32 protein-coding genes and 1 tRNA gene are annotated in these 25,577 nt (G+C 68.1%); 23 read left to right on the top strand and 10 right to left on the bottom strand.

Going from position 1 to position 25,577, the window contains the following annotated elements; all coding sequences use genetic code 11:
• Window positions 1–91 precede the first annotated feature (91 nt).
• Entirely contained in the window at window positions 92–859 is a 768-nt protein-coding gene (locus tag JI752_RS06010) for an MBL fold metallo-hydrolase (protein WP_216960691.1), read from the top strand.
• A 7-nt stretch (window positions 860–866) separates the two neighbouring features.
• Here JI752_RS06010 and JI752_RS06005 read toward each other — a convergent pair whose 3' ends face one another.
• The 4 genes from JI752_RS06005 to JI752_RS05990 are packed head-to-tail and all read right to left on the bottom strand — an operon-like array spanning window position 867 to window position 3,152.
• Window positions 867–1,370: an Mpo1-like protein gene (locus tag JI752_RS06005; protein WP_216960688.1), complete on the bottom strand. Its 504-nt coding sequence runs from the start codon at window positions 1,368–1,370 to the stop codon at window positions 867–869.
• Window positions 1,371–1,404: 34 nt separating this feature from the next.
• Window positions 1,405–1,740 carry a multidrug efflux SMR transporter gene (locus JI752_RS06000; protein WP_216960675.1) on the bottom strand — a complete coding sequence of 112 codons (336 nt, stop codon included), beginning with the start codon at window positions 1,738–1,740 and terminating at the stop codon, window positions 1,405–1,407.
• A 7-nt stretch (window positions 1,741–1,747) separates the two neighbouring features.
• Window positions 1,748–2,227: a DUF6714 family protein gene (locus JI752_RS05995; protein WP_216960672.1), complete on the bottom strand. Its 480-nt coding sequence runs from the start codon at window positions 2,225–2,227 to the stop codon at window positions 1,748–1,750.
• A 4-nt stretch (window positions 2,228–2,231) separates the two neighbouring features.
• Complete coding sequence (locus JI752_RS05990) at window positions 2,232–3,152, bottom strand: phosphoribosylaminoimidazolesuccinocarboxamide synthase (protein ID WP_216960669.1); 921 nt, start codon at window positions 3,150–3,152, stop codon at window positions 2,232–2,234.
• Between the two features lie 158 nt (window positions 3,153–3,310).
• Between JI752_RS05990 and JI752_RS05985 the strand changes: the two genes are divergently transcribed.
• The 14 genes from JI752_RS05985 to JI752_RS05920 all read left to right on the top strand — a co-directional run bounded on the left by JI752_RS05985 (window position 3,311) and on the right by JI752_RS05920 (window position 15,103).
• The gene (locus tag JI752_RS05985) at window positions 3,311–3,646 is read left to right on the top strand and encodes a DnaJ domain-containing protein (RefSeq protein WP_216960667.1); all 336 of its coding nucleotides are present in this window, start codon (window positions 3,311–3,313) and stop codon (window positions 3,644–3,646) included.
• A 40-nt stretch (window positions 3,647–3,686) separates the two neighbouring features.
• Window positions 3,687–4,361: a ribulose-phosphate 3-epimerase gene (gene rpe, locus JI752_RS05980; protein WP_216960664.1), complete on the top strand. Its 675-nt coding sequence runs from the start codon at window positions 3,687–3,689 to the stop codon at window positions 4,359–4,361.
• Window positions 4,358–4,831 carry a ribonuclease E activity regulator RraA gene (rraA, locus tag JI752_RS05975; protein ID WP_216960661.1) on the top strand — a complete coding sequence of 158 codons (474 nt, stop codon included), beginning with the start codon at window positions 4,358–4,360 and terminating at the stop codon, window positions 4,829–4,831. The genes rpe and rraA overlap by 4 nt, the downstream gene beginning before the upstream one ends.
• Before the next feature lie 226 nt (window positions 4,832–5,057).
• Window positions 5,058–6,002 carry a lipid kinase YegS gene (gene yegS, locus JI752_RS05970; protein WP_216960658.1) on the top strand — a complete coding sequence of 315 codons (945 nt, stop codon included), beginning with the start codon at window positions 5,058–5,060 and terminating at the stop codon, window positions 6,000–6,002.
• Window positions 6,003–6,135: 133 nt separating this feature from the next.
• The gene (gene trpE, locus JI752_RS05965) at window positions 6,136–7,623 is read left to right on the top strand and encodes an anthranilate synthase component I (protein ID WP_216960639.1); all 1,488 of its coding nucleotides are present in this window, start codon (window positions 6,136–6,138) and stop codon (window positions 7,621–7,623) included.
• 146 nt (window positions 7,624–7,769) lie between these two features.
• Window positions 7,770–8,471 (top strand): hypothetical protein, encoded by a 702-nt coding sequence (locus tag JI752_RS05960; RefSeq protein WP_216960595.1) that lies wholly within the window; start codon window positions 7,770–7,772, stop codon window positions 8,469–8,471.
• Between the two features lie 334 nt (window positions 8,472–8,805).
• Entirely contained in the window at window positions 8,806–8,985 is a 180-nt protein-coding gene (locus JI752_RS05955) for a hypothetical protein (RefSeq protein WP_216960592.1), read from the top strand.
• Between the two features lie 92 nt (window positions 8,986–9,077).
• Complete coding sequence (locus tag JI752_RS05950; protein ID WP_216960590.1) at window positions 9,078–9,755, top strand: response regulator transcription factor; 678 nt, start codon at window positions 9,078–9,080, stop codon at window positions 9,753–9,755.
• A complete protein-coding gene (locus tag JI752_RS05945; RefSeq protein WP_216960587.1) occupies window positions 9,752–11,116 on the top strand; it encodes a sensor histidine kinase in 1,365 nt (454 codons plus the stop codon). The genes JI752_RS05950 and JI752_RS05945 overlap by 4 nt, the downstream gene beginning before the upstream one ends.
• Before the next feature lie 300 nt (window positions 11,117–11,416).
• Entirely contained in the window at window positions 11,417–12,007 is a 591-nt protein-coding gene (locus JI752_RS05940; protein ID WP_216960584.1) for an aminodeoxychorismate/anthranilate synthase component II, read from the top strand.
• A gap of 108 nt (window positions 12,008–12,115) precedes the next feature.
• Window positions 12,116–13,162: an anthranilate phosphoribosyltransferase gene (gene trpD, locus JI752_RS05935; protein WP_216960582.1), complete on the top strand. Its 1,047-nt coding sequence runs from the start codon at window positions 12,116–12,118 to the stop codon at window positions 13,160–13,162.
• On the top strand, window positions 13,159–13,518 hold the full coding sequence (locus JI752_RS05930; protein WP_216960579.1) for an antibiotic biosynthesis monooxygenase: 360 nt from the start codon (window positions 13,159–13,161) through the stop codon (window positions 13,516–13,518). The genes trpD and JI752_RS05930 overlap by 4 nt, the downstream gene beginning before the upstream one ends.
• Complete coding sequence (gene trpC / locus JI752_RS05925) at window positions 13,515–14,306, top strand: indole-3-glycerol phosphate synthase TrpC (RefSeq protein WP_216960577.1); 792 nt, start codon at window positions 13,515–13,517, stop codon at window positions 14,304–14,306. Before JI752_RS05930 ends, trpC begins: the two co-directional genes overlap by 4 nt.
• A complete protein-coding gene (locus JI752_RS05920; RefSeq protein WP_254200200.1) occupies window positions 14,303–15,103 on the top strand; it encodes a haloacid dehalogenase-like hydrolase in 801 nt (266 codons plus the stop codon). The genes trpC and JI752_RS05920 overlap by 4 nt, the downstream gene beginning before the upstream one ends.
• A gap of 12 nt (window positions 15,104–15,115) precedes the next feature.
• On the opposite strand, the gene JI752_RS05915 is transcribed toward JI752_RS05920, so the two are convergent.
• Genes JI752_RS05915 through crp form a run of 3 tightly spaced genes read right to left on the bottom strand, consistent with a single transcriptional unit; the run spans window position 15,116 to window position 16,639 of the window.
• The gene (locus JI752_RS05915; RefSeq protein ID WP_216960575.1) at window positions 15,116–15,493 is read right to left on the bottom strand and encodes a zf-TFIIB domain-containing protein; all 378 of its coding nucleotides are present in this window, start codon (window positions 15,491–15,493) and stop codon (window positions 15,116–15,118) included.
• 19 nt (window positions 15,494–15,512) lie between these two features.
• Window positions 15,513–15,977, bottom strand: a complete 465-nt coding sequence (locus JI752_RS05910; RefSeq protein ID WP_216960573.1) for a GNAT family N-acetyltransferase — start codon at window positions 15,975–15,977, stop codon at window positions 15,513–15,515.
• Window positions 15,978–15,982: 5 nt separating this feature from the next.
• A complete protein-coding gene (gene crp, locus JI752_RS05905) occupies window positions 15,983–16,639 on the bottom strand; it encodes a cAMP-activated global transcriptional regulator CRP (protein ID WP_232338648.1) in 657 nt (218 codons plus the stop codon).
• 260 nt (window positions 16,640–16,899) lie between these two features.
• On the opposite strand from crp, the gene speD reads away from it, so the two are divergent.
• A complete protein-coding gene (speD, locus tag JI752_RS05900; protein ID WP_216960561.1) occupies window positions 16,900–17,694 on the top strand; it encodes an adenosylmethionine decarboxylase in 795 nt (264 codons plus the stop codon).
• 117 nt (window positions 17,695–17,811) lie between these two features.
• Here speD and coq7 read toward each other — a convergent pair whose 3' ends face one another.
• Both coq7 and JI752_RS05890 read right to left on the bottom strand, forming a co-directional pair.
• Entirely contained in the window at window positions 17,812–18,456 is a 645-nt protein-coding gene (coq7, locus tag JI752_RS05895; protein WP_216960558.1) for a 2-polyprenyl-3-methyl-6-methoxy-1,4-benzoquinone monooxygenase, read from the bottom strand.
• A 9-nt stretch (window positions 18,457–18,465) separates the two neighbouring features.
• Entirely contained in the window at window positions 18,466–19,662 is a 1,197-nt protein-coding gene (locus tag JI752_RS05890; protein WP_216960556.1) for a (Fe-S)-binding protein, read from the bottom strand.
• A 171-nt stretch (window positions 19,663–19,833) separates the two neighbouring features.
• On the opposite strand from JI752_RS05890, the gene rplM reads away from it, so the two are divergent.
• The 5 genes from rplM (at window position 19,834) to maiA (ending at window position 22,729) form a co-directional block, all read left to right on the top strand.
• Window positions 19,834–20,262 carry a 50S ribosomal protein L13 gene (rplM, locus tag JI752_RS05885; RefSeq protein ID WP_216960552.1) on the top strand — a complete coding sequence of 143 codons (429 nt, stop codon included), beginning with the start codon at window positions 19,834–19,836 and terminating at the stop codon, window positions 20,260–20,262.
• 26 nt (window positions 20,263–20,288) lie between these two features.
• Window positions 20,289–20,681, top strand: coding sequence for a 30S ribosomal protein S9 (rpsI, locus tag JI752_RS05880; RefSeq protein WP_216960549.1), 393 nt, complete (start codon window positions 20,289–20,291; stop codon window positions 20,679–20,681).
• Window positions 20,682–20,708: 27 nt separating this feature from the next.
• Window positions 20,709–20,783, top strand: a tRNA-Gln gene (locus tag JI752_RS05875).
• 221 nt (window positions 20,784–21,004) lie between these two features.
• Entirely contained in the window at window positions 21,005–21,994 is a 990-nt protein-coding gene (locus JI752_RS05870) for a fumarylacetoacetate hydrolase family protein (protein WP_216960546.1), read from the top strand.
• 66 nt (window positions 21,995–22,060) lie between these two features.
• Window positions 22,061–22,729 (top strand): maleylacetoacetate isomerase, encoded by a 669-nt coding sequence (gene maiA, locus JI752_RS05865; protein WP_216960543.1) that lies wholly within the window; start codon window positions 22,061–22,063, stop codon window positions 22,727–22,729.
• A 54-nt stretch (window positions 22,730–22,783) separates the two neighbouring features.
• Here the strand turns inward: maiA and JI752_RS05860 are convergent, their stop codons facing one another.
• The gene (locus JI752_RS05860; RefSeq protein ID WP_216960540.1) at window positions 22,784–23,896 is read right to left on the bottom strand and encodes a PilT/PilU family type 4a pilus ATPase; all 1,113 of its coding nucleotides are present in this window, start codon (window positions 23,894–23,896) and stop codon (window positions 22,784–22,786) included.
• Window positions 23,897–24,071: 175 nt separating this feature from the next.
• Between JI752_RS05860 and JI752_RS05855 the strand changes: the two genes are divergently transcribed.
• Window positions 24,072–24,374, top strand: a complete 303-nt coding sequence (locus JI752_RS05855) for a DUF4398 domain-containing protein (RefSeq protein WP_342316945.1) — start codon at window positions 24,072–24,074, stop codon at window positions 24,372–24,374.
• A complete protein-coding gene (locus JI752_RS05850) occupies window positions 24,371–25,255 on the top strand; it encodes a hypothetical protein (RefSeq protein ID WP_216960534.1) in 885 nt (294 codons plus the stop codon). The genes JI752_RS05855 and JI752_RS05850 overlap by 4 nt, the downstream gene beginning before the upstream one ends.
• Window positions 25,256–25,577 lie beyond the last annotated feature (322 nt).

Below are 25,577 nucleotides of genomic sequence, written 5' to 3'. Positions count from 1 at the left end.
GCTCCGGCATCGCACGCGTTTGGCGAGAATTGATCCACCTCAAACCTTCGGTTCCGGCCGTCATTAGAGTCCCGTTGTTTTTGGGGGCGCGATGGCGACCATTCTTTTCGACCAGCCCGGCCACCGTTGCATCGCCTTCAGCGATCTGGTGCGCGGCGACGACGGCGTACAGGCCAACCAGTTCCTGATCCAGCACGGCGCCCACAACGCGCTTCTGGATCCCGGCGGTGCGCTGCTCTACAACCCGCTGATCCTGGCGATGGGCGAGTTCGTCGCGCCGACCGATGTGACCTGGTTGCTGTGTTCCCACCAGGACCCGGACATCATCGGTTCGGTCGACAAGTGGCTGCTCTACACCAACACCACCGTGGTGTGCTCGAAGCTGTGGGGCCGTTTCGTGCCGCACGTGGTGCCGGGCTACCTTCGCAATACCGGAAGCGACCGCTACCTGCTGCTGCCCGACGAAGGCGGTCGCATCCCGATGGGCGACAGCTTCGTGCGCGCGTTGCCGGCGCACTTCATGCATTCGGTGGGGAATTTCAGCTTCTTCGATCCGATCAGCCGGATCCTGTTTTCAGGCGACGTCGGCGCCTCGATGGTGCCCAGCCGCACGCCGTATGCGTTCGTCACCGACTTCCACGCGCACGTGCCGCGCATGGAAGGCTTCCATCGGCGCTACATGGCGTCCAATCGCGTCACGCGCCTGTGGGCGCGGATGGTGCGCGAACTTGCGCCTGCGATGATCGTGCCGCAGCACGGGCTGCCGATGCGCGGCGAGGAAATGGCGAGCTTCCTCGACTGGCTCGAAGGCCTGGAGTGCGGCGTGGACCTCGTCGGGCCGGCGGACTACCGGCTCTGACCTGGCCTCAGTAGCGGATGCCGGCCTTGCGCAGCAGCTTGGACAGCACCCACGCCGGACCGATGAGCAGATAGGTCAGGTCGGTGAGGAAGCTGGGGCGCTTGTTCTCGAAGCGCTTGCTGTGGCCGATGAACTGTCCGATCCACGCCACCACGAACACGCCGACGGCCAACCACAGCAGCGTCGCGGTGCCGAAGCTGTCGTGGATCCACTTGGTGAGCAGGCCCATCAGCACGTACATCACCAGCATGGCCAGGCCGAGCATGCGCGAGGCGCGGTAGTAGAACAGTACGGTGGCCAGCATCGCCGCGCCGGCCCAGAAGCCGGCGCTGAACCACGTGCCCGGTGCGGGGATGCACCACAGCAGCGCGATCACGCTCCACAGGATCGCGGGCACGCAGATCACATGGATCATCTGGTTGGTGGCATTGCGATGGTCGGCCGAGTAGTGGGCGAACCAGCGGTCGATGGGGCGTTCGACGGACGAGTGCGATTCGGTGGCGGTGTTCATGGCGACCCCTCCCAAGGCCCATGGACGTCCGCGCTCAGTGCGCGGAGGACCTTGAGAATAACTGGATCACCGCCACGCCGGCGACAATGAGGCCGATCCCGGCCAGGGCGGGCAGGTCCAGCGGCTGCTTAAGGACGACCCAGCCGATCAGGGCGATCAGGACGATGCCGGCGCCCGACCAGATCGCGTAGGCCACGCCGACCGGCACGGTCCTGAGCACGAGCGAGAGGAAGTAGAAGGCGATCGCGTAGCCGGCGGCGACGACCAGCGAGGGCCCGGGTCGGGTGAAGCCGTTCGAGGCCTTGAGCGCGCTGGTGGCGATGACCTCGGCGGCGATCGCGATGGCGAGGTAGAGGTAGCCGGGGGTCATGGATGCCTCAGCGATAGGTGGCGCCCGGTGCCCAGTATTCCTCCAGTGCCGTCATCGCATCGTCCGTGTACGTCGAACGGGGGTCGAAGGCCAGCAGGTCGAGGAACTGCAACACCGCAGCCTCCTGTTCGGGCGAGAGCGTCGCGAATCGCGGAGGAACGCGATCCGGCGGCCTCAGCGAGAAGAGCAGCGTGTCGGTGGATGGCGACGGAGCGTGATCCCGGAATCGATCCAGCGCGTGGCGCATGAGGATCGGCAGGTAGTGCCGCCAGGACGCCGGGTCGAGGTGGTGCTGTCCCCAGCAGTTTTCCTCGAGATACGCCGCGTCGGGCGTGTCGAGCGCCGCATCCCACGGCGCAGGCGGCCCGTAGTCGTCCAGCGCATTGCTTCCGCGCAGCGTGATCGTCGGCGGATCCGGACGCTCGCCGAACGCCGCCGCGATCAGATCCCTCAGTGCCGCCTCTTCGCAGATCGGCGGCTCCTTCATGGGCTCAATCGACCGAAATCCCCGCCAGCTTCATCAACGCTTCGGCGTACTTCGCGCGCGTGCGATCGATGACCTCGGCCGGCAGGTTCGGGCCCGGCGGCGTCTTGTTCCAGTCCAGCGTTTCCAGGTAGTCGCGCACGAACTGCTTGTCGTAGCTCGGCGGGCTGGTGCCGACTTCGTACTGATCGGCCGGCCAGTAGCGCGAGGAGTCCGGCGTGAGCATCTCGTCCATCACGTACAGGCGGCCGTCGGCATCCAGGCCAAACTCGAACTTGGTGTCGGCCAGGATGATCCCGCGCTCGGCCGCGAAATCGCGGGCGAACTTGTACAGGCGCAACGTCGCGTCGCGCACCTGTTCGGCCAGGTCTGCGCCGACCGTGCGCACGGCGGTGTCGAAGTCGATGTTCTCGTCATGGTCGCCGACGGCGGCCTTGGTCGACGGGGTGAAGATCGGCTCGGCGAGTTGCTCGGCCTGGCGCAGGCCGTCGGGCAGGGCGATGCCGCTGACGCGACCGGTGCGCTGGTAGTCCTTCCAGCCGCTGCCGATGAGGTAGCCGCGCGCGATGCATTCCACCGGCACGGGCTTCAGGCGCTTGGTCACCACCGCGCGCTTGCCGTACAGCGCGGCGTCCACGCCCTGCGGCAGGACCGAAGCGACGTCGATGCCGGTGAGGTGGTTGCGGATGATGTGCTCGGTCTTGCCGAACCAGAAGTTGCTGATCTGGCAGAGCATCTCGCCCTTGCCGGGGATCGGGTCGGGCAGCACCACGTCGAAGGCCGAGAGCCGGTCGGTGGCGACCATCAACAGGCATTCGCCGGCGCCGGCGGGCAGTCGGTCGGCGGGCAGGTCGAATACGTCGCGGACCTTGCCGCGATGGCGCAGGTGGAGGCCGGGAAGGTCGGACTGGAGCAGGGTCGTGGACAACGCAGGAATCCCCGATGGGTGCATGGAGTCCCCGCCTGACGCTCGCCTTGCCTCGCGCGCGTGCGCGACAGGGCCGGCCAGTGTACGCCGGCCGGCGGCGGCGTGCAGGTACACTGTCGATGGACCTAAACAGGCGGCCGCGACCCCGCGGGAGGACGATGAAACGCTGGTACGGCAAGCTGCTCGGCTTCTTCGCGGGCGCCGCCCTGTTCCGCACCAACCCGCTGTTCGGGGCCCTGGTCGGGCTGCTGATCGGCCATGCCTTCGACACCGACTGGTTCAAGCTGCGCCGGGACAACCCGTATGCCGCGCTGGGCCTGACGTCGGATGCGACCGATGCCGAGGTCGACCAGGCCTACCGGCGCCTGATCGCCCAGTACCACCCCGACCGCATGGCCGGCGCCGCGGCCGAACTGCGCGAGCACGCCGAGCTCAAGGCGCGCGAGATCAACCAGGCCTACGACCGCATCAAGACGATGCGTCGTGGTCGATAGCGTCCGCTCCACCGTTCTCCCCGCTCCCGAGACTTCCCTCATGCAATCCACGGTCATCGCCCCGTCCATCCTCTCGGCCAACTTCGCCAAGCTCGGCGAGGAGGTCGACAACGTCCTCAAGGCCGGTGCCGACTGGGTGCACTTCGACGTGATGGACAACCACTACGTCCCCAACCTGACCATCGGCCCGATGGTGTGCGAGGCGCTGCGCAAGCACGGCGTCACCGCGCCGATCGACGTGCACCTGATGGTCGAACCGGTGGACCGCATTGTGCCCGACTTCGCCAAGGCCGGCGCCACGCTGATCAGCTTCCACCCCGAAGCCAGCGCGCACGTGCACCGCACGATCCAGCTCATCAAGTCGCACGGCTGCCAGGCCGGGCTCGTGCTCAATCCCGCCACGCCGATCGACGTGCTGGACTGGGTGCTGGAGGAGCTGGACATGGTGCTGCTGATGTCGGTCAACCCCGGCTTCGGCGGCCAGAGCTTCATTCCCTCCGCGCTGGAGAAGCTGCGCCGCGTGCGCGAGAAGATCAACGCCACCGGCAAGCCGATCCGCCTGGAGATCGACGGCGGCGTGAAGGCCGACAACATCGCCGAAATCGCCGCGGCGGGCGCCGACACCTTCGTCGCCGGCTCGGCGATCTTCAATGCCTCCGACTATGCCGACGTCATCAAGCGAATGAAGGACGCCGTGACGAAGGTGCGCGGATGAAGACCTGCGACCTGTGTGACCTGCACGACGCGCAGGTGCGCGTCGTCGATCTGCCGCTGATGGATTTCGGCGGCCGGATCGCGTTCAACGGCGTGGTCAGCACGGTCAAGGCATTCGAGGACAACTCGCGTGTTCGCGAAGCCGTCGAGGAACCGGGGCAGGGCCGCGTGCTGGTGATCGACGGCGGCGGCTCCACGCGCCGCGCGATGCTCGGCGACCTGCTCGCCGCCAAGGCCGCGGAGAACAACTGGGCCGGCGTGGTGGTGTTCGGCGTGATCCGCGACAGCGACGCCATTGGCGTGATCGACCTGGGCGTGAAGGCGCTGGGCACCTGCCCGCGCAAGACCGACAAGCTCGGCGCGGGCGAGCGCGACGTGGACGTGGAATTCGGCGGCGTACGCATCCGCGCGGGCGACTGGCTGTGCGCGGACGAAGACGGCGTGGTCGTGGCCGATACCGATTTGCGCTGATCTTCGCAAAGCAAAACGGCAGGCCATCGCTGGCCTGCCGCGGAATACTTGGAGGCAATCCCGCCTCCGCCCGTCGTCCTTGAAGATGGACTCTGATTCTCCCGATCTTCGATGACGGAGATGTGACGCGTCCCGGGATTTCGCACGCGTGCACGCAGATCGCATGTTCACGACCGCTCGCGCCCGCATTGCGTAGCCTGCGCGCTGGTCCCCGAACACAGACGCGATGGCCGATCACTGGCGCTTGCTCCTCAACGGAAAATCCGCGGCCGACGACGCGTTGCGCGAGGCGGTCGCCTCGATGCGCGAAGCCGGCGTCGCGCTCGACGTGCGCGTGAGCTGGGAGCGGGGCGATGCGAAGCGCCACGTCGATGAAGCCCTGGCCGACGGCGCATCGTGCGTCATCGCCGCGGGCGGCGACGGCACGCTGGGCGAAGTGGCCGCGGCGCTCGCCGATCGCGATGAAGACGCCGACGCCTTGCCCGCCCTCGGCCTCGTGCCGTTGGGCACGGCGAACGATTTCGCCACTGCCGCGACGATCCCGCAGGAACCGCTCGACGCCCTGCGACTGATACGCGGCACCACGCCCCACGCGATCGACCTGTTGCGTGTGGCGGCCGACGGCGAACGCCACTGGTGCGCCAACCTCGCCAGCGGCGGCTTCGGCACCGAAGTCACCGTGGAGACCGACGACGGCCTGAAGAAGCTGCTCGGCGGCCTGGCCTATCTGGTCACGGGCATCGCGCGCGTGGGCCGCATCGAACCGATCGTGGCGCACCTGCACGCGGACGGCTTCGACTGGCGCGGCGCACTGATCGCACTGGGCGTGGGCAACGGACGCCAGGCCGGCGGCGGGCAGGTCCTGTGCCCGGACGCGCGCATCGACGACGGCCTGCTCGACCTGACGGTGATTCCCGAACTCTCCGGCGAGCTGGCCACCACCGTCGGCACGCTCGTGCGCGAAGGCCGCGGCGCGGCACTGGAGCGCGTGGGCGAGCGCGCCCGCATGCGCGCGCTCGTCATCGAAGCCGAAACGCCGATGGCCCTCAACCTCGACGGCGAGCCCGTGCAGGCACGGCGTTTCGAGATCGCCTGCGTGCCGGCGCGGCTGCGCATGCATCTGCCCGAACACTGTCCGCTGCTGGCGACGGCTCGCCTGCCGCTGCGCTGAGCCGGTACAGTACGGGTGATGAGCCGCGAGCCCGCACCCTCCAGGACGATCCCGCATTTCCGCGCCGGCGCGGGTTGGCGATGGCGACTGCCCGCCATTGCCCACCTCTCGTCGACTTCCAAGGAAATGCTGCGTGTCCAACGATCCCTTCCAGCCGCAGACCGCTGACGGCCACACCCTCGTTCCCGTCGTGCGCGAGGTCCTGAGCGACCTCGACACGCCGCTGTCGGTCTACCTCAAGCTTGCCGACGGCCCGCACACCTATCTGTTCGAGTCGGTCGAAGGCGGCGAGCGCTTCGGCCGCTATTCGATCATCGGCCTGCCGGCGCGGCGCGTGTACGCGTTCGCCGGGCACACGCTGTTCGTGACCGAGGACGGCGAGCTGATCGAAAGCCGCCTCGTCGACGATCCCTTCGCCGAAGTCGAACGCCTGCGCGCCATGCACAGCGTGCCCAACATCCCGGGGCTGCCGGGCTTCACCGGCGGGCTGGTGGGCTGGTTCGGCTTCGAGTGCATCCAGTACATCGAGCCCCGGCTTGCCGGCAGCGACAAGCCCGACGAACTCGGCACGCCCGACATCCTGTTGATGCAGAGCGATGAGCTGGCGGTGTTCGACAACCTCAAGGGCCGGCTGTACCTGATCGTCCACGCCGACCCGTCGGAGCCGCGGTCGATGGCGCGCGCGAACCGCCGCCTGGACGAACTCGTGCACCGACTGCGCCAGGGCGGGCCGGGCTATCCGGAAACGCTGGAAGGCCGCCTGCTGGACGAGGGCGATTTCGTGTCCGGCTTCACCCGCGAGGGCTTCATCGACGCGGTGGAGAAATCGAAGGAATACATCCGCGCCGGCGACATCTTCCAGGTCGTGTTGAGCCAGCGCCTGTCGGTGCCTTTCAAGGCGCGTCCGGTGGATGTCTACCGCGCGCTGCGTGCGCTGAATCCGTCGCCGTACATGTACTACCTCGATGTCGGCGGCACGCAGGTGGTGGGCTCTTCGCCGGAGATCCTGGTACGCCTGCAGGACGGCCATGTCACCGTGCGCCCCATCGCCGGCACCCGCCCGCGCGGCGAAACGCCCGAGCAGGACGCCGCGCTGGAAGCCGAGCTGCTGGCCGATCCGAAGGAACGCGCCGAGCACTTGATGCTGATCGACCTGGGCCGCAACGACGTCGGTCGTGTGTCCGAGGCCGGCACGGTGGAAGTGGGCGAGCAGTTCGTGATCGAACGCTACAGCCACGTCATGCACATCGTCAGCGAGGTCACCGGCACGTTGAAGCCGGGCCTGAGTTACGCCGACGTGCTGCGCGCGACGTTCCCGGCCGGCACCGTCAGCGGTGCGCCGAAGATCCGCGCGCTGGAAGTGATCCGCGAACTGGAGCCCATCAAGCGCAACGTCTACGCCGGTTCCATCGGTTACCTCGGCTGGGGCGAGCCCGGCCGCAGCGGCGATGCCGACACCGCCATCGCGATCCGCACCGCCGTCATCCAGGACGGGCGCCTGTACGTGCAGGCCGGCGCGGGCATCGTCTACGACTCCGATCCGGCGATGGAGTGGGAAGAAACGATGAACAAGGGCCGGGCCCTGTTTCGCGCGGTGGCGCAGGCCGCACGCGGACTGTGACGAGGATCGCGTAAAGCCGCCTCCACGCCGCCTTCATCTCGCACGCGCGTGACCGCATGCGCGCCGCCACAACGTTTTATTCACAAACGGCGGTATTCACTGCGGACTACGGCGGCGATGCAGCGCCGCGGGAAGAGGAGGCGGCCATGCAACTGGTCCACGATGCTCTCGTCCAGTCCCGTTTCTCGAACACCTTCCCTCGCACGGTCGAGATGCTCTGCCCCCATTGCCTCAAAGAGGCGGTGTTCGAGGCGAGCACCTGGCAGGAACACGGCCGGCAAGTGGCGGCGAGCGAGCTGGAATGTGCGCGTTGCGAACGCGAGGTGCTCTTCATCCAGCTGCTGGAGAGCGACGGCACCCGCAAGGACGCCGGCCTGTTCTGCCATCCCGGCCCGGGCGGGCGGGAGGCGATGGCGGGGGTGGATCATCTGCAGTCGCTGGCGGCGCCGCTGGCGCGCAGTTACGAGTCGGCGCTGAAGCTCTACAACCGCGCCGAGTGGGGCGCCAGTTCGCTGGTCGTGCGCCACCTGCTGGGCGGACTGGCCGCGCGCATGCTCGCCGAAGACAAGGGCGACCTGTCGCTCTCGCGCAAGCTCGAAGCGCTGCAGCAGGACGTGGACCTGTCGCGTCCGCTGCAGGACGTCGCGCAACTGCTCGCGCCGGGCGGGACGTTCGGGCGACAGTTCGAGGACGAGGCGACGATCGACAAGGCCACCGCGGAACTGCTGCTGGAACTGGCCGAGCAGTTGATCACCTACCTGGTGGTGCTGCCCGGCACGATGAGCGATCTGAAGGCGCGCATCGCCACGGCGCCGGTGCCGTTGCGTCGGGGCAGCGGGGCAGCGTGAGAGTGTCGCCAGACTCCGCGTTTGAAGCCGTCATCCCCGCGAAGGCGGGGATCCAACGCCCCGACCTTCTTCGCTCTCCGGAAGGCGTGATGCACTGACGGTTGGATTCCCGCCTTCGCGGGAATGACGCCTGCGTGTTCGAAGGGCGCCTGCGTGTGCGAAGCACGCCAACGCCGCCCTCCAAAACCGCTCCCGAACATTACCGATAGTTAATCCGCCGGAAATCCTGCGGAGAACCCTGCGCGCGCAATCTGTTCCTGCGGTCGGGAAGCGAGTCCCCGCCCGAGTTGAAACCCTCGTCCAAGTCATCCCCGTCTTATCCAAGGAGTCACCCATGAACCTGCGCAAGTCCCTGTTCGCCGTTGCCCTGACCGCGCTGGCCGGTTCCGCGCTGGCCGCTCCGCCGGCCACTGCGCCGGCCGCGCCGGCCAAGACCACGGTCTCCAAGCACAAGCATGCCAAGAAGGCCGAGGCTGCCCCGGCTTCCACCAAGAGCGACGCCAAGAAGAGCTGAGCGCTGACGATCCCCGGAGCCCGCGCAACGCGGGCGGATACCCCGTCGGTGCGCACCGGCGGGGTATCCTTTTTCAGCCGTCCGGAGTTGCCATGCGCGTCCTGCTGATCGAAGACGATCCCCACACCGCCGCCTTCATCGACAAGGGCCTGCGCGAGGACGGGCACACCGTCGACCATGCCGGCGACGGCAAGCAGGGCCTGTTCCTGGCGACCACCGAGACCTTCGACGCGATCGTCCTGGACCGCATGCTGCCGGGACTGGACGGCCTGGTCCTGCTGCAGACGCTGCGCGGCGCAGGCAATCGCACGCCGCTGCTGCTGCTCACCGCGCTGGGTGCAGTCGATCACCGCGTCGAGGGATTGCGTGCCGGCGCCGACGATTACCTCGTCAAACCGTTCGCGTATTCCGAACTGAGCGCGCGCGTGGACAGCATCGTGCGTCGTCATCGCGACGATGCGCAGCGCGAGCCGACGCGGTTGCAGGTGAACGATCTGGAGCTGGACCTGCTCGCCCGCGATGCGCGCCGCAACGGCAAGCGCATCGAATTGCAGCCCCGCGAGTTTCGCCTGCTCGAATACCTGATGCGCCAGGCCGGCCGCGTGGTCACGCGCACGATGCTGCTGGAAGCGGTGTGGGACTACCATTTCGATCCGCAGACCAACGTCATCGACGTGCACATCAGCCGGCTGCGGCAGAAGATCGACCACGGATTCGAACGCCCGCTGCTGCACACGGTGCGCGGCGCCGGCTACCGGCTGGGCGAATGAGCCGCCCGCTGCGTTCCACCAGCACGCGGCTCGCCCTGGCGGTGGCGGGTTCGTTCCTGCTGGCGTTCGTGCTGCTGGGCGCAGGCGTGTATGTGGCGGTATCGACGCTGCTGCTGCAGGACGCGCGCGAGCTGGTGCGTACCGACGCCGCCGGGTTGATGCAGCTGTATCGCGATGGCGGACGCGCGGCGCTGGCGCAGGAACTGCGCGACCGGCTCGATGCGCCGGACGATCCGGATGCGGTGTACGCGTTGATCGCGGCCAACGGCAAGGCCGAGATCGGCGACGTGTCCGCGATGAGCGCCACGAAAGGCGCACGCTGGACGACATTCGAACATGCGGATCCGGACGCACCGGGCGATGGCGCGCATTCGATGCGCGTGCTGGCGCAACTGCAACCGCTGCCGGGAGGCGAGACGCTGCTCACGGGGCTGCGCCTGCAATCGCAGGACCGTTTCCTGCATCTGATGCTGCGCACGGCGCTGGTGGCGCTGGCGGTGGCCGCGTCGCTGGGCGTGCTAGTGGGTTGGTTCACTTCGCGCTGGGTATCGCGACGCCTGAGCAGCCTGGACCTCACCGCCGCGCGCGTGGGCGGCGGCGAGCTCGGGCTGCGCGTGCCGCTGGACGGCAGCGGCGATGCGTTCGATCGCCTCGGTCGCCGCTTCAACGCGATGCTCGACCGGATCGAGGATCTGCTCGGCGGTGTGCGCCACGCCACCGACCACATCGCACACGACCTGCGCACGCCGCTCACGCGATTGCGCAATCGCCTGGAGGATCTGCGCCACCGGCCCGGCGCAACGCCGCCGGAGCGCGCCGCACTCGACGGCGCCGTGCAGGAGACCGACCAGCTGCTCACCACCTTCGGCGCGCTGCTGAGGCTTGCACGCATCGAAGCCCAGCCGCCGGCGGGCAGCGGTCCCGTGCTGGACCTGTCCGCACTGGCCGCCGATGCGGCCGAGCTGTACACGCCCATCGGCGCCGAACGCAGCGTGCGCCTGCGCACCTCGCTGGAACCGGCAAGCGTGCATGGCGACCGCGACCAGCTCTTCCAGATGCTGGTGAACCTGCTCGACAACGCGCTGAAGTACGCACCGGCCGGCAGCGAAGTCGCACTGTCGTTGCAGGCGGGGCCCGGCGGCGTGGTGTTGTGCATCGACGACGAAGGGCCGGGCATTCCCGAAGCCGACCGCGAACGGGTGTTCGACCGCTTCCAGCGCCTGGAATCGCATCGCGGCACGCCGGGCAGCGGCCTGGGCTTGAGCCTCGTGCGGGCGATCGTGCACCGGCACGGCGGACGGATCGAACTGCTCGACCGTGCGCCCGGGCTGCGGGTGCAGGTCTGGTGGCCCGCCGCCTGAGGTACGGCGGTCGCGTCGGGCGCGTGGAGCCGCTACAGTAGGGCCATGTCCGTGCGTTCCTTCCCGCAGTTCCGCAAAGCCGACCAGGGTTGGCGATGGTGGCCGTTGGCTACCGTCCGCCCGTCCCCGTCGTCCGAGGAACTGCCGAGTGTTTCCCGCCCCACGCACTGATCCACCGCCGGCCCACGCCGCCGCGCTCCACCCCGCCGCATCTCCTTCCCGACGCTCCCGCCGGCCCGCCGCCGCGCGGGATAATCGCGTCTTCGCCACCGTGCCCCGACGAATCCCGAGCCCGCACCGATGCTGTTGATGATCGATAACTACGACAGCTTCACCTACAACCTCGTGCAGTACCTGCAGGCGCTCGGGGCAGAGGTGAAGGTGGTCCGCAACGACGAGCTGAGCGTCGCCCAGATCGAGGCGCTCGCCCCCGAGCGGATCGTCGTCTCGCCCGGCCCGTGCACGCCCAACGAGGCGGGCGTGTCGGTGGACGTGATCCGCGAACTCGGCCCGCGCATTCCCGTGTTCGGCGTGTGCCTGGGCCACCAGAGCCTGGGCCAGGCCTACGGCGGCGATGTGGTGCGCGCCAAACGGATCATGCACGGCAAGACCTCGCGCATCCGCCACGAAGGCCGGGGCGTGTTCGCCGGCCTGCCCGACGGCTATGAGGCCACGCGCTACCACTCGCTGGTCGTGTCGCGGGAAACCTTGCCCGACTGCCTGGAGATCACCGCCTGGACCGAGGACGACGGCGCCGACGGCCGGGTGGAATTCGACGAGATCATGGGCCTGCGCCACCGCGAGCACCCGGTGGAAGGCGTGCAGTTCCACCCCGAATCCATCCTCACCGAACACGGCCACGCGCTGCTGAAGAATTTCCTGGAACGGTGACCTGCTGCGGCCCGGAGCGGCACGAAGGAACGAAGCCACGTCCGCAGCTGATATCGTTCCGGTTTCCCCGCATCCGCGCCCGCCCCGACGCCCGAATCCTCCGCCCCCATGCCCATCACTCCGCAAGAAGCCCTCCAGCGCACCATCGAGCACCGTGAGATCTTCCACGACGAGATGGTCGAGCTGATGCGCATGATCATGCGCGGCGAGGTGTCGCCGACGATGACCGCGGCGATCCTCACGGGCCTGCGCGTGAAGAAGGAGACCGTCGGCGAGATCGCCGGCGCGGCGACCGTGCTGCGCGAGTTCGCGCGTCCGGTCGACGTGGCCGATCGGGCGAACCTGGTCGACATCGTCGGCACCGGCGGCGACGGCGCGCACACGTTCAATATTTCCACGGCGAGCATGTTCGTGGTGGCCGCCGCGGGCGCGAAGGTCGCCAAGCATGGCAATCGCAGCGTCTCGTCCAAGTCCGGCAGCGCCGATGCGCTGGAAGCGCTGGGCGCGGCGATCGAGCTCCAGCCGGAGCAGGTGGCGCGCTGCATCGAGCGCTGCGGCATCGGCTTCATGTTCGCGCCGGTGCATCATCCGGCGATGAAGGTGGTCGCGCCGGTGCGCCGCGAGATGAGCGTGCGCACGATCTTCAACATCCTCGGCCCGCTCACCAATCCGGCCGGCGCGCCGAGCATCCTGATGGGCGTGTTCCATCCGGACCTGGTCGGCATCCAGGTGCGCGTGCTGCAGGAGCTGGGTGCGGAACGTGCGCTGGTGGTGTGGGGCCGCGACGGCATGGACGAGCTTTCGCTCGGCGCCGGCAGCCTGGTGGGTGAACTGCGCGACGGCGTGGTGCGCGAGTACGAAGTGCACCCGGAAGACTTCGGCATCGCCATGGCCGCCAGCCGCAACTTGCGCGTCAACGACGCGGCCGAATCCAAGGTCCTGCTGATGCAGGCGCTGAACAATGAAGCCGGCCTGCCGCGCGAGATCGTTGCACTCAACGCCGGCGCGGCGATCTACGCCGCCGGCGTAGCCGACAGCATCGCCGAAGGCATCGAGCGCGCACGTGCGGCGCTGGCCTCCGGCGCGGCGAAACACAAGCTGGAGGAGTTCGTCGCGACCACGCGCGAACTGGCCGGCGAAGCGGTGGGCGCATGACGAACGATGCGTTCGCCCGGCTGCCGTCGCCGCCGTACTACGCGGTGATCTTCTCGTCGCGCCGCAATGGCGAAGACGACGCCGGTTACGGCGAGGCGGCGCAGCGCATGGTCGAACTGGCCGCATCGCAACCCGGGTATCTGGGCGTGGAATCCACGCGCGGCGCGGACGGCTTCGGTATCACCGTCTCGTACTGGGACAGCGAAGCCTCCATCGCGGCGTGGCGCCAGCACGCCGAACACGCCGCCACGCGTGCCCATGGCCGCGTGCACTGGTACGAACATTACGAACTGCGCGTGGCCAAGGTCGAACGCGCCTACGGCAAGCCGAACACGACACCCAAGCACGACGAATGAGCGACATCCTCAACACCATCCTGGCCCGCAAGGCCGAGGAGATCCAGCAGCGCAGCCGCGTGCGGCCGCTGGACGACATGCGCGTGCGCGCGCTGCAGCAACCGCCCACGCGCGGCTTCGTCGAGGCGATCCGCCGCAAGCACGCCGCGAACGAAGCGGCGGTGATCGCCGAGGTGAAGAAGGCCAGCCCGTCGAAGGGCCTGATCCGCAAGGACTTCAACCCGGCGCAGATCGCGCGCAGCTACGAAGAAGGCGGCGCGGCGTGCCTGTCGGTGCTGACCGACGTGGACTTCTTCCAGGGCAGCAACCTCTACCTGGGCGAGGCGCGCGGTGCGTGCTCGCTGCCGGTGCTGCGCAAGGACTTCACCATCGATCCGTACCAGGTGTACGAGGCGCGGGTGATCGGCGCCGACGCCATCCTGCTGATCGTCGCCGCGCTGGAAGACGGCCCGATGGTGGAGATGGCGAATCTGGCGATGGAACTGGGCATGGACGTGCTGGTGGAAGTGCACGACATCGACGAACTCGAGCGCGCGCTGCAGACCGACTGCGAACTGATCGGCGTGAACAACCGCAACCTGCGCACGTTCGAGGTTTCGCTGGACACCACGCTCGCGCTGCGCGACGCCGTGCCGCGCGACCGCACGTTGGTGACGGAGAGCGGCATCGCCACGCAGGCGGACGTGGCGAAGATGCGCGAGGCCGGCGTGCAGACGTTCCTGGTCGGCGAATCCTTCATGCGCGAAGCCGAGCCCGGCGCCGCGCTGCAACGCCTGTTCGCCACATGAACGCGCCGGCCGGAAACATGGGGGTCGAGGGCGCGCGGGTCGAGCACCTGCCGGGCGCGGCGGCCGTCGCGCCGGCGGGCGAGGGCAGGGGCGGCGAGCGGCCGTACGCGCCGCTGGTCGTGTTCGACTTCGATCACACGCTCTACGATGGCGATTCGGGCAGCCACCTGGTGCTGTGGCTGATCAAGCGCCACTGGGCGCGCGTGGCCGCGTCGATCGCGTTGTCGCCGCTGCTGCTGCCGATGATCGCCTGGCTGCCGACGCGCCGCAGCGCGATCTCCGTGTACCTGTGGATCGCCACCATCGGCACGCACCGGCGTCACGACATGGACCGGCTGATCGACCACTACGTGCGCACGCACGCGAAGGACATCCGCGCGCGCCTGCTGCCGATCGCGCTGAAGGTGCTGCAGAAGCACCGCGATGCCGGCGATCGCGTGATCATCGCCACCGGCGCGTCGCCGGAACTGGCGCGGGCGATCCTGGACTTCGTCGCGCACGAGGATCTGCCGGTGATCGGCAGCATCAGCGGGCCGTTCCTGGGCGGCATGGTCACCGTCGAGCACTGCCATCACCAGAACAAGATGCGGATGATCTGGGATGCCGGCTACGACCAGATCGCGGCCGCCTACTCCGATAGCAGCGCTGACTTGCCGCTGCTCAAGGCCGCGCGCAAGCCCGTGGTGGTCAATCCCAAGCGTCGGCGCGTGGCGATGTTCCGGCGCGTGTTGCCGCCGGGCACGCCGATCCTCAACTGGGGTTGCAAGGATCGCGGCGGCGAGCCCGTGAAGGGCTGACCGCCGCGCGACTCAGACGCGCTCGGGCGCGTCCAGGTCGCGGATGAATTCCATCACGGTGTGCTCGGCGCTGTCGCGCAGTTCGCCGGCATCGTAGAAGCGGCCGAAGCAGACGCCGCAGCTCTCGAACCAGATGTGCGGCTGCGCGGCGTCGACCATGCGGATGAGCTGGCAGTCCGGGCAGCTGGGGCAGGTGATGCGGTCGATCTGGTTGTAGCGCTGGCCGACGACGATGTCGCCGGTGTCCACGCCGTCGGCGTGCGCGTGCAGTTCGCGTTCCTCGCCCACGGACACCCACAGCCCCTGGCATTGCGTGCAGCGCAGCGAACGCGAGGACGGAATGTCGAGCGGCTGCATCGTCGAGTCGCACTTCGGGCATTGCATGGTCATTCCCCCCTGGAATGGTGAGTCAGTCGCCGAGCGCCTTGACGAAGCGCATCGAGCCGTCGAGATAGCCGCACTGGCGGTAGAACGCATGCGCGTCGGTGCGGCTGGCGTTGCTGGTCACTTCGATGCGGCGCACGCCGCAGCGGCGCGAGATCGCCTCGACCTCCTTCAGCAGCCGGCGGCCCACGCCGGCGCCCTGGCGTTCGGGCAGCACCACCAGGCCCGTGATGCGGGCCAGTTCGCAGCCGTGGACGACCGAGTAGAGCGTGTAGAGCGAGATCAGGCCGCAGGCGTCGCCGTCGATTTCGGCGATCAGCAGATGCTGGCGCGGGTCGTGGCGGACCACGGCGATGCGTTCGGCGGCCTCGTCGCGGGTGCAGGGGTAACCCAGCACCCCGAGCAGCCGGGCGACGTCACTGGCGTCGCCCAGTTCGGCCGACCGCACCCTTGGCGTCGCGGCCTCGTCGGGTGCGGTGGCACGGCCCACGCGCGTCAGCGGGTGCCGTAGAGGACGACCGTTTTGCCGCGCGCGTGCAGCTTGCCGTCGGCCTGCAGCTTCTTGAGGACGCGGCCGGCCATTTCGCGCGAGCAGCCCACCAGGCGCGAGAGCTCCTGGCGCGAGACGCGGATCTGGGTGCCCTGCGGATGGCTCATGGCCTCGGGCTCTTTGGCCAGGTCGTGCAGGGCGCGGACGATGCGGTCGGTGACGTCGAGGAATGCTAGGCGGCCGGCTTTCCTACTGGTATCGAGCAAACGCCGGGAAATCTGCGCGCCGATGGCGTACAGCAGCTTGGGCGCGTCCAGCGACAGGCGGGTCAGCAGCAGGTCGTAGAGGCGCTCGTGGCCGATCTCGGCCAGCTCGCAGGTGCTGCGGGTGCGCAGGATGACTTCGCGCTGGTCGCTGGCGATGAACAGGCCCAGCTCGCCGACGAACTCGCCCGGGCCGAAGTAGCCCAGCACCAGCTCACGGCCGTCTTCCTCCTCGGTGATTATCGAAACCGAGCCGGACACGATGTAGTACAGCGTGCTCGCCGGGTCGCCCGGGCGGAACACGTCGGTCCGCGAGGGGTAGCGGCGGCGGTGGCAGTGGGCCAGGAAGCGTTCAATGGTTGCACCGTCCGGCAGCAGCGGGCTGTTGGTGCGACGCATGACAGATGAGGTTGCAGCCGGGTTTGCGGACATGGGCGTGAAGGTTATGTGATCGGTCGAGCTTAGGCTGAAGTAACGCGTTGGGCAAATATCCGCCCTACCGCGTCACCCTCCCTGAACTCTAACCTGTGACGGCAATCCGATTCAGCCCCTTTCTCCGGGAGCCGTCGTGCATGGCCTCGCGGGTCGGGCGCGTTCCCCCGGGGGGCTTTGTGCCTCATAATCGCGGCCCTCCGCCGCCCTACCGGGATCTCACTGCCGTGGTCAAGCCGTTGCCTCGCCTGAGGTTGCAAGGTTTCAACAACCTCACCAAGGCCCTCTCGTTCAATATTTACGACGTCTGCTTCGCGGCGTCGGAGGACGAGCGTCGTCGCTACATCGAATACATCGACGAGGCGTACAACGCCGACCGCCTGACCCAGATCCTGACGGATGTCGCCGAGATCATCGGCGCGAACATCCTCAATATCGCCCGCCAGGACTACGACCCGCAGGGCGCGTCGGTGACGATCCTCATTTCCGAGGAGCCGGTGATCGACAAGAAGGACGCCGGCAAGGAGATCATCTCCGACGCGGTCGTCGCACACATGGACAAGTCGCACATCACGGTGCACACGTATCCGGAGACGCATCCGGACAACGGCATCGCGACCTTCCGCGCCGACATCGACGTGGCGACCTGCGGCGTGATTTCGCCGCTGAAGGCCCTGAATTACCTGATCGAAAGCCTGGAATCCGACATCGTCATCATGGATTACCGGGTGCGCGGCTTCACCCGCGACATCAAGGGCAAGAAGCACTACATCGACCACAAGATCAACTCGATCCAGGACTACCTGGCCAAGAACATCAAGTCGCGCTACGAGATGCTCGACGTGAACGTCTACCAGGAAAACATCTTCCACACGAAGATGCACCTGAAGGAGTTCGACCTCGACACGTACCTGTTCGAGGAGAAGGCCAAGAACCTGTCGTTCAAGGAGCGCATGAAGATCGAAGCGCGCCTGCGGCGGGAGATCGAGGAGCTCTATCACGGGCGCAATCTGGCTGACTGAAGCCGGGATTCGTGATTTGGGATTGGGGATTCGCACGAGCGAAGAGCCAGGAACGAAAGCAAAAAGGCCCGCACTGCGGGCCTTTTTGTTGCTCCATTCCCGGACCCGAACCCCGAACTACAACCTGTACGCCACTGCCTTCATCACCTTCGACGCCGCCGCCATCAGCGACGGCACCGGCGGCGGCAGGATGCGCGCGCCGGCGGCTTCGGCGTGATCGGCGTGGCGGGCCTCGTCGGCCTTCATCACTTCCAGGATCGCGCGGCTGCGTGCGTCGGCGGCGGGCAGCGAATCCAGGTGCTCGTCGATGTGCGCCTCGACCTGGCGCTCTGTTTCCACCACGAAGCCCAGGTTCCAGCCGTCGCCGCGCAGGCCGGCGAGCGCGCCGATGGCGAAGCTGCCGGTGTACCAGAGCGGATTGAGGAGGCTGGGGCGGCTGTCGAGTTCGCGCAGGCGGTCGGCGCACCAGGCCAGGTGGTCGGTTTCCTCCTGCGCCGCGGCGAGCAGGTGCGCGCGCGTCGTCTCGTCTCGCGCCACTGCGGCCTGGCCGCAATACAGCGCCTGCGCGCAGACCTCGCCGACGTGGTTGATGCGCATCAGGCCGCTGGCGTGGCGGCGCTCGTCCTCGTCGAGTTCGATCTGGGCGACGTCGCGGGCGGGGTTCGGGCGCTCCGCGCCGGGCGCGCCGAACACGGTGTCCAGCGCGCGCTGGGTGTCGGAAAGGAATCGGTCGAGCGGGGTGAGCTGGCGAGACGTGTCCATGGCGGAAGTTTACGCGTCGCCGGAAGGAGGACGCGGTGAAGGGACGGTCTCCAGTCGTTCGGCCAGGAACACCAGCGGATGCTGCACCGGGATCCGCGTGCCGTTGGCGAGATGGAGCCGGCAGCCCAGGTTCGCGCTGAGCAGCCGCGTCGCGCCGCTCTCGGCGAGTTGACGCAGCAGGGGCGCGCGGAAGGACGCGGCACGCTCGGGGTCTTCGAGCATCTGCGTGCCCGATGCGCCGCAGCAGCCGAGGTTGGCGTCGAGTTCGACCACCTCCAGCTCCGGCACCGTGGACAGCAGCGCGCGCAACGAAGGCGCCGAACGCACGACGTTGCGTTGGGTGCACGGCAGGTGCAGGGCGATGCGCTCCCGGCCGGTGCGCCATTGCCAGGTGCCGGCGCGTGCGGCGAGCTGCTCGGCGAGGAACGCCACCGCATCGACGGTGCGCGTCGAAGCGGGCATCGCTTCGGCCACGGCTTCATGGCAGCCGCTGGCGAAAGTGAGGACGGTCCGGGCGGATGCGAAGGCGCGCAGGTTCTGCTGGCGGAGCGCCGCGGCCCCGGTCGCGTTGCCGGCATGCGCGTGCAGGCTGCCGCAGCAACCCTGGCCGGCCGGCGTGCTCACCTGTATCCCCAGCTGGGCAAGGCAGCGGGACACCGCCGCGCGCACCTCGGATTCATAGGCGTCGGCGGCGCAACCGACAAAGAGAGCGGTGTCGCCGGGGAACGGGGCAGGTGCGGCTTGTCGGGACGGGCGAGGTGGCGGCGCCGGAAGCGGGCGCCAGGCCGCGGGCAGGAGCGGGTGCAGCAGGCCGTAAACGCGCAATATCAAGGTCAGCAGGGTCGGGCGGGCCGCCAGGGCCTCGATCGCGTGCTGGCGCAGGCCCGCGGGGCGGCGCTTGCGCTGGCGGGTACGGGCTTCGACGAGCAGGGCACCGTAGCGGACGCCGGCCGGGCAAACCGCCTCGCAGCTGCGGCAGCCCAGGCAGTGGTCCAGGTGCGCCTCGCCGGCCGGGGTCTCTTCCACCGCCTCCAACGCCCACGCACGCGCCAGGGCGATGCGGCCGCGCGGTGATTCGGCTTCGATCCGGGCCTCCCCATACGTGGGGCAGGCCGGCAGGCACAGGCCGCACTGCACGCAACGGTCGGCCAGGGCCACCAGCGGGTCAGGCACGGCGGGACGGGGCGACGGGGTGGCGGGCGGCATCCGGCGATTCTAGCGGCCCGGGGCGGTCGACTTGCGGCGGCCGGCCCGGCCGGCTATCATTCCGCCTCTTCGTTTTACCCCCTCGACAACGCGTGGCGAAATTCCGCCGGTCCGGCCTTGCCGGAAACCCTCACGGAATCAGCCCGACCGGAACACCATAAAAGACCAGTCATGAAGACTTTTACCGCCAAGAACGAGACCGTCCAGCGTGACTGGTACGTCGTAGACGCCGAAGGCAAGACCCTCGGCCGCCTCGCTTCCGAGCTCGCCCGCCGTCTGCGCGGCAAGCACAAGCCGGTGTTCACCCCGCACGTCGACACGGGCGACTACCTGGTCGTCATCAACGCCGAGAAGATCGTCGTTACCGGCAAGAAGCTGCAGGACAAGGAATACCACCGCTTCACCGGCTATATCGGCAACCTCAAGACCGAGACCCTCGCCCAGGCGCTTGAGCGCCATCCCGAGCGCGTCATCGAGATCGCCGTGAAGGGCATGCTGCCGAAGAATCCGCTCGGCCGCGCCATGTACCGCAAGCTCAAGGTCTACAAGGGCTCCGAGCACCCGCACGCCGCCCAGCAGCCGCAGCCGCTGGACTTCTGATTCGGACCCCTTCTTAGAGACATCCCATGGCACTCCAGCAGAACTACGGCACCGGCCGCCGCAAGTCCTCCACCGCCCGCGTTTTCCTGCGCAAGGGCGCTGGCAACATCACCGTCAACCAGCGTCCGCTGGATGAGTTCTTCGGTCGCGAAACCGCGCGCATGATCGTGCGCCAGCCGCTCGAACTCACCCAGTCGACCGACAAGTTCGACGTCGTCGTCACCGTCGCCGGCGGCGGCATCACCGGTCAGGCCGGTGCGATCCGCCTGGGCATCGCCCGCGCGCTGGTCGAGTACGACGAAACCCTGAAGTCCGAGCTGCGCAAGGCCGGCTTCATGACCCGCGACGCGCGTGAAGTCGAGCGTAAGAAGGTCGGTCTGCACAAGGCCCGCCGCGCTACGCAGTTCTCCAAGCGCTAATCGTTTTTGGGTTACAATCTGTCCCATAGCCCCGTCGCCAAGCGGTAAGGCATCTGACTCTGACTCAGACATTCGGAGGTTCGAATCCTTCCGGGGCTGCCAGACAAAACAAGAAACCCGCCGCAAGGCGGGTTTTTTGTTGCCTGTGATTCGTGTGCGATCCTGCGCGCACCGGAATCGGCCGCGCGCCGTGGGGCTGCGGCGTTCCAGAGGCGCTGTCAGAATGCGCCCTCGCTTTGCGTTCTGGTTGATGTCTCGCCACGTCGCGCGCAGTCGTTACAATTGAAACCATCGCGCGGCAGCGCTGGAATCCGGGAGTTTCGATGAAGCTTGGTTCACTGAAGGAAGGCGGCCGCGACGGCACGCTGATCGTGGTCTCGCGCGATCTCGCGCGCGGCGTGCGCGCCGCCGGCATTGCCGACACGCTGCAGCGCGCGCTGGAAGACTGGTCGAACACCGCGCCGCGCCTCAACGCGCTGTACGAGGCGCTCAACGACGGCAACGTCGAGGGTGCGTTCGATCTCGACATGAGCGCATTGGCTGCACCGCTTCCGCGCGCCTACGAGTTCGTCGACGGCTCGGCTTACCTTCCGCATGTGGAGCGCGTGCGCCGCGCACGCGGTGCCGAAGTGCCGGAGAGCTTCTACACCGACCCGCTCATGTACCAGGCCGTGAGCGCCGGCTTCTACGGTCCGCGCGACCCGGTGCGCGTGCCGAGCGAGGAGTACGGCATCGACCTGGAGGCCGAAGTCGTCATCGTCACCGACGACGTGCCGATGGCCGCGACGCCCGAGCAGGCCGCCTCGCACATCCAGCTGGTCGGGCTGGTCAACGACGTCTCGCTGCGCAATCTGATTCCGAACGAACTGGCGAAGGGGTTCGGCTTCCTGCAGTCCAAGCCGCGTTCGGCGCTGAGCCCGGTGTTCGTCACGCCGGATGAGCTCGGTGACGCGTGGAAGGACAGCAAGGTGCACCTGGCGCTGACCACGCACATCAACGGTGAATGGTTCGGCGCGCCGGAAGCGGGCGTGGACATGCAGTTCGACTTCGCCCAGCTCGTCGCGCACGCGGCGAAGACGCGTCCGCTGTCGGCCGGCACCATCGTCGGCTCCGGCACCGTCGCCAACGAAGACACCTCGCTGGGCGCGTCGTGCTTCGCCGAGAAGCGCACGGTGGAGACGCTGGAGACCGGCAAGCCGATCACGCCGTTCATGAGCTTCGGCGACACGGTGCGCATCGAGATGCTGTCTCGCGATGGCCAGAGCGTGTTCGGGGCGATCGAGCAGCGAATCGAGAAGGGCGGCAACGCCTGAATCAGGCAACGTGCGCGGCGATCCCGCCGCGCACAGACGGACGCGCGGCGTCTGTGGGGGATGGGCATGGCGGCTGAGCATCTGCGGCTGTATTCGTACTGGCGCTCCAGCGCGGCGTACCGCGTGCGCATCGGGTTGAACCTGAAATCGCTGCCGTACGAGACCGTGCCCGTGCACCTGGTCCGCGACGGCGGCGAGCAGCATTCGCCCGCGTTCCACCAGGTGAATCCGCAGGAGCTGGTGCCGGTGCTGCAACATGGCGACCGGATCATGCGGCAGTCGGTCGCGATCCTGGAATACCTGGACGAAACCTGGCCGGAACCGCCTTTGTTGCCGGCCGCGGCGCGCGATCGCCAGCGCGTGCGTGCGCTCGCACAGGTGGTGGCCTGCGACATTCATCCGCTCAACAACCTGCGCGTCCTGCAGCACTTCGATCGCGGCTGGCACGTGCCGCAGCCCGAACGCGACGCCTGGGTGCAGCATTGGATCAAGGAGGGGTTCGCCGCACTGGAGGCGATGCTGGCGGATCACCCTTCGACCGGGGCGTTCTGCGAGGGCAATTCGCCCACGCTGGCCGATTGCTGTCTGGTGCCGCAGGTGTACAACGCGCGCCGTTTCGCAGTCGATCTGTCGCTGTATCCAACGATCATGCGCATCGAGAAGGCCTGCCTCGCATTGCCGGCGTTCGACGCGGCACGGCCGGAGAAGCAGCCCGACGCGCCCGCGGTGGGTTGAGGGCGCGTCTTCGTTTGCCGGCCCCTCTCCCGCAGGGAGAGGAGCCCAGAGCCATCACTGCGTCGCGGCGTCGTAGATGTCCGCGTACGGATCGTGCTCGCCGCTGGAGCCTTCGGAGAGGCGGAACTTGAGCGCCAGGCCTTCGCGCGAGTCGGCGGCCTTCAGGGCCTCTTCCATGTCGATCTTGCCTTCCTTGTGCAGGCGGAACAGGCACTGGTCGAAGGACTCCATGCCTTCCTCCAGCGTTTCCTCCATCGCCTGCTTGATCTCGTGCACCTGGCCGCGGCGCATGAGGTCGCGGATGTGCGGCGTGTTGATCAGCACTTCCGCGGCCGGCAGGCGGCGCCCGTCGGTGCCGATCACCAGTCGCTGGCTGACCACCGCGCGCAGGTTCAGCGCCAGGTTCATCAGCACGTTCTTGTGCGCCGCTTCCGGGAAGAAGTTGAGGATGCGCTCCAGCGTCTGGTCGGCGTTGTTGGAGTGCAGCGTCGCCAGGCACAAGTGGCCGGTTTCGGCGAACGCGATGGCCGCTTCCATCGTAGTGGCGTCGAGGATTTCGCCGATCAGGATGACGTCCGGCGCCTCGCGCATCGCGTTCTTCAGCGCGTTGTGGAAGGCGTGCGTGTCCAGGCCGACTTCGCGCTGGTTCACGATCGACTTCTTGTGCTTGTGCAGGTATTCGATCGGGTCCTCGATGGTGAGGATGTGACCCGAGATGTTGCTGTTGCGGTAGTCGATCATCGACGCGAGCGTGGTCGACTTGCCCGAACCGGTGGAGCCGACGATCAGCACCAGGCCGCGCGGGGCCATGATGATGTCCTTCAGCACCTGCGGCAGTTGCAGTTCCTCGATCGACGGGATCACGCTGCGGATGGCGCGGATCACCATGCCGACCTCGCCGCGCTGCTTGAACACGTTGATGCGGAAGCGGCCGGCTTCGGGCAGGGCAAGCGCCATGTTCAGTTCGAGGTCACGCTCGAACAGCGGAACTTGCCCCTCGTCCATCAACGAGTATGCGATCTTCTTGACCATGCCCGGCGGCAGGCCGGTATTGCCCAGGGGATAGAGCTTGCCTTCGACCTTGATGTAAACCGGCGCGCCGGTGGTCAAAAACATGTCCGACGCGTTCTTTTCCGTCATCAGCTTCAGGAAATAGCCGATGTCCATGCAAGCAACCCCTTTTCTTACACCGTCGTGCCCGTTGCAAGCTCGGCGGCGGCTTTACGACAATGGCCGGGCGTCTACCACAGGCACGGCCTCCCCAATGCGCCCAAGCTTCGCACAAATTCGAATACCTCTGCTGGCTGCAGTTCTCGCTTCCGTACTCTCCTCCTGCGCCTCCGTGCCCCCGCCGACCGGCGAGCTGTCGGCGGCCCGCCAGGCCGTGACCCGCGCCGAGGGTGCCGACGCGGACCAGTACGCGCCGCAGGAGCTGGGCGTGGCCCGCAATGGCCTGTCCCAGGCCCAGGCCGCGATGAGCTCCGGCGACGAGGACGACGCCCGCCGCCTCGCCCTCGCGGCGGCGGCCGACGCGGACCTGGCCTACGCCAGGAGCCGCGAAGCGCTGGCCACCGCCGAACTCAACCAGCGTCGCGCGGAAGTCGCCGAGTTGCGCCGCCGCCTGCAGACGGAGGGCCAGCCGTGAACCTTCGCCGCCTCATCCTTCCGGCCGCGCTGGCCGCGCTCGTCGCCGCCGCGCCGGCCTTCGCCGCCGACAATCCCGATGCCACGCGCCTGTCGCAGCGGCTGACCGTGCTGGACGCCGACCCGTCCATGAACACCTTCGCCGCCTACGAACGCCTGCAGGCACGACAGGCCGTGACGACGCTGGACCAGGCCGCCAAGCGCGACCGCCCCGGCGCGCTCTACGTCGCCGAGCGGCGCGTGCAGATCGCCGAAGCCGCCGCGCGCAGCCAGTCGATGCAGCGCGAACTCGATCGCCTGGATCGCGAGCGCAGCGAACTGCTGGTCGAAGCCAGCCAGCAGGACGCCGCCCGCGCCCGGGCCGAGAGCGAACGCCTGCGCCTACAGGCGCAGATGCAGGCCGAGGAAGCCGAGCGCCTGCGCGTGCAGAGCGAGGCCGACGCGGCATCGCTGCAGGACGTCGAGACCGCGCTGAAGGGCGTTGCCGGTGCGCAGGCCGCCCGCCTGAATGCCGCGCGCGAGCGCGAAGCCAAGCTTGCCCGCGAGGAGGCCGAACTGGTCACCGGCGGCAAGCTGCCCGCCGCAAAGCGGGACAACCGGGGCGAGGTTTTCGCCCTGGCCAAGGGCAGCTTCGGTGCCGGCAAGGCCAGCCTCAGCGACGGCGCGCAGACGACCGTGAAGACGTTGGCGGCCTATGCCGACGCGTCCTCGTCGCCGGGCGTGCGGGTCGACGTGACGGCGGTCGACGCCAAGCTCGCCCAGCGTCGTGCCGAGGCCGTCCGCGACGCGCTGGTGGCCGGTGGCTGGCCCCAGGGCAAGGTCCAGGTCAGCGGCAAGAGTGGCAAGACTGATCGCACCGAAGTCCTCGTTCAGTCCAAGTAAAACAAGTAGTTACGCTGAGTCCGCGGGGGGCGCGGCCACGGCCGCCTCCCGCTCGTCGCGACCTTCGGGACCGTGCTCACATCCCGCCTTCTTCTCCCTTGCCGACCGGGGGAGGGAGGAGTAGGGTCAAATACCCGAGCGGCCTGTTTTCCGCTCGGCGATGAGCACGGTCGATGACGTCAACGCCCCTCTCGCAGGACCCCGCCGCCCCACGCCAGACCGGGGCCGGTCCTTGTGAAGCCGGCGCCGGTGACCTGCTCCTCCATGACCCCGCGCAACGCCCTGGTCTGACGACCGGGGCGTTTTTGTCTGCGGGGCCTTC

Origin of the sequence: Lysobacter sp. MMG2, assembly GCF_016735495.2 — a bacterium.
GTDB lineage: Bacteria > Pseudomonadota > Gammaproteobacteria > Xanthomonadales > Xanthomonadaceae > Lysobacter_J.
Note: the sequence above shows the minus strand (reverse complement) of the source record. Positions and strands in the feature narration are given on the sequence as shown.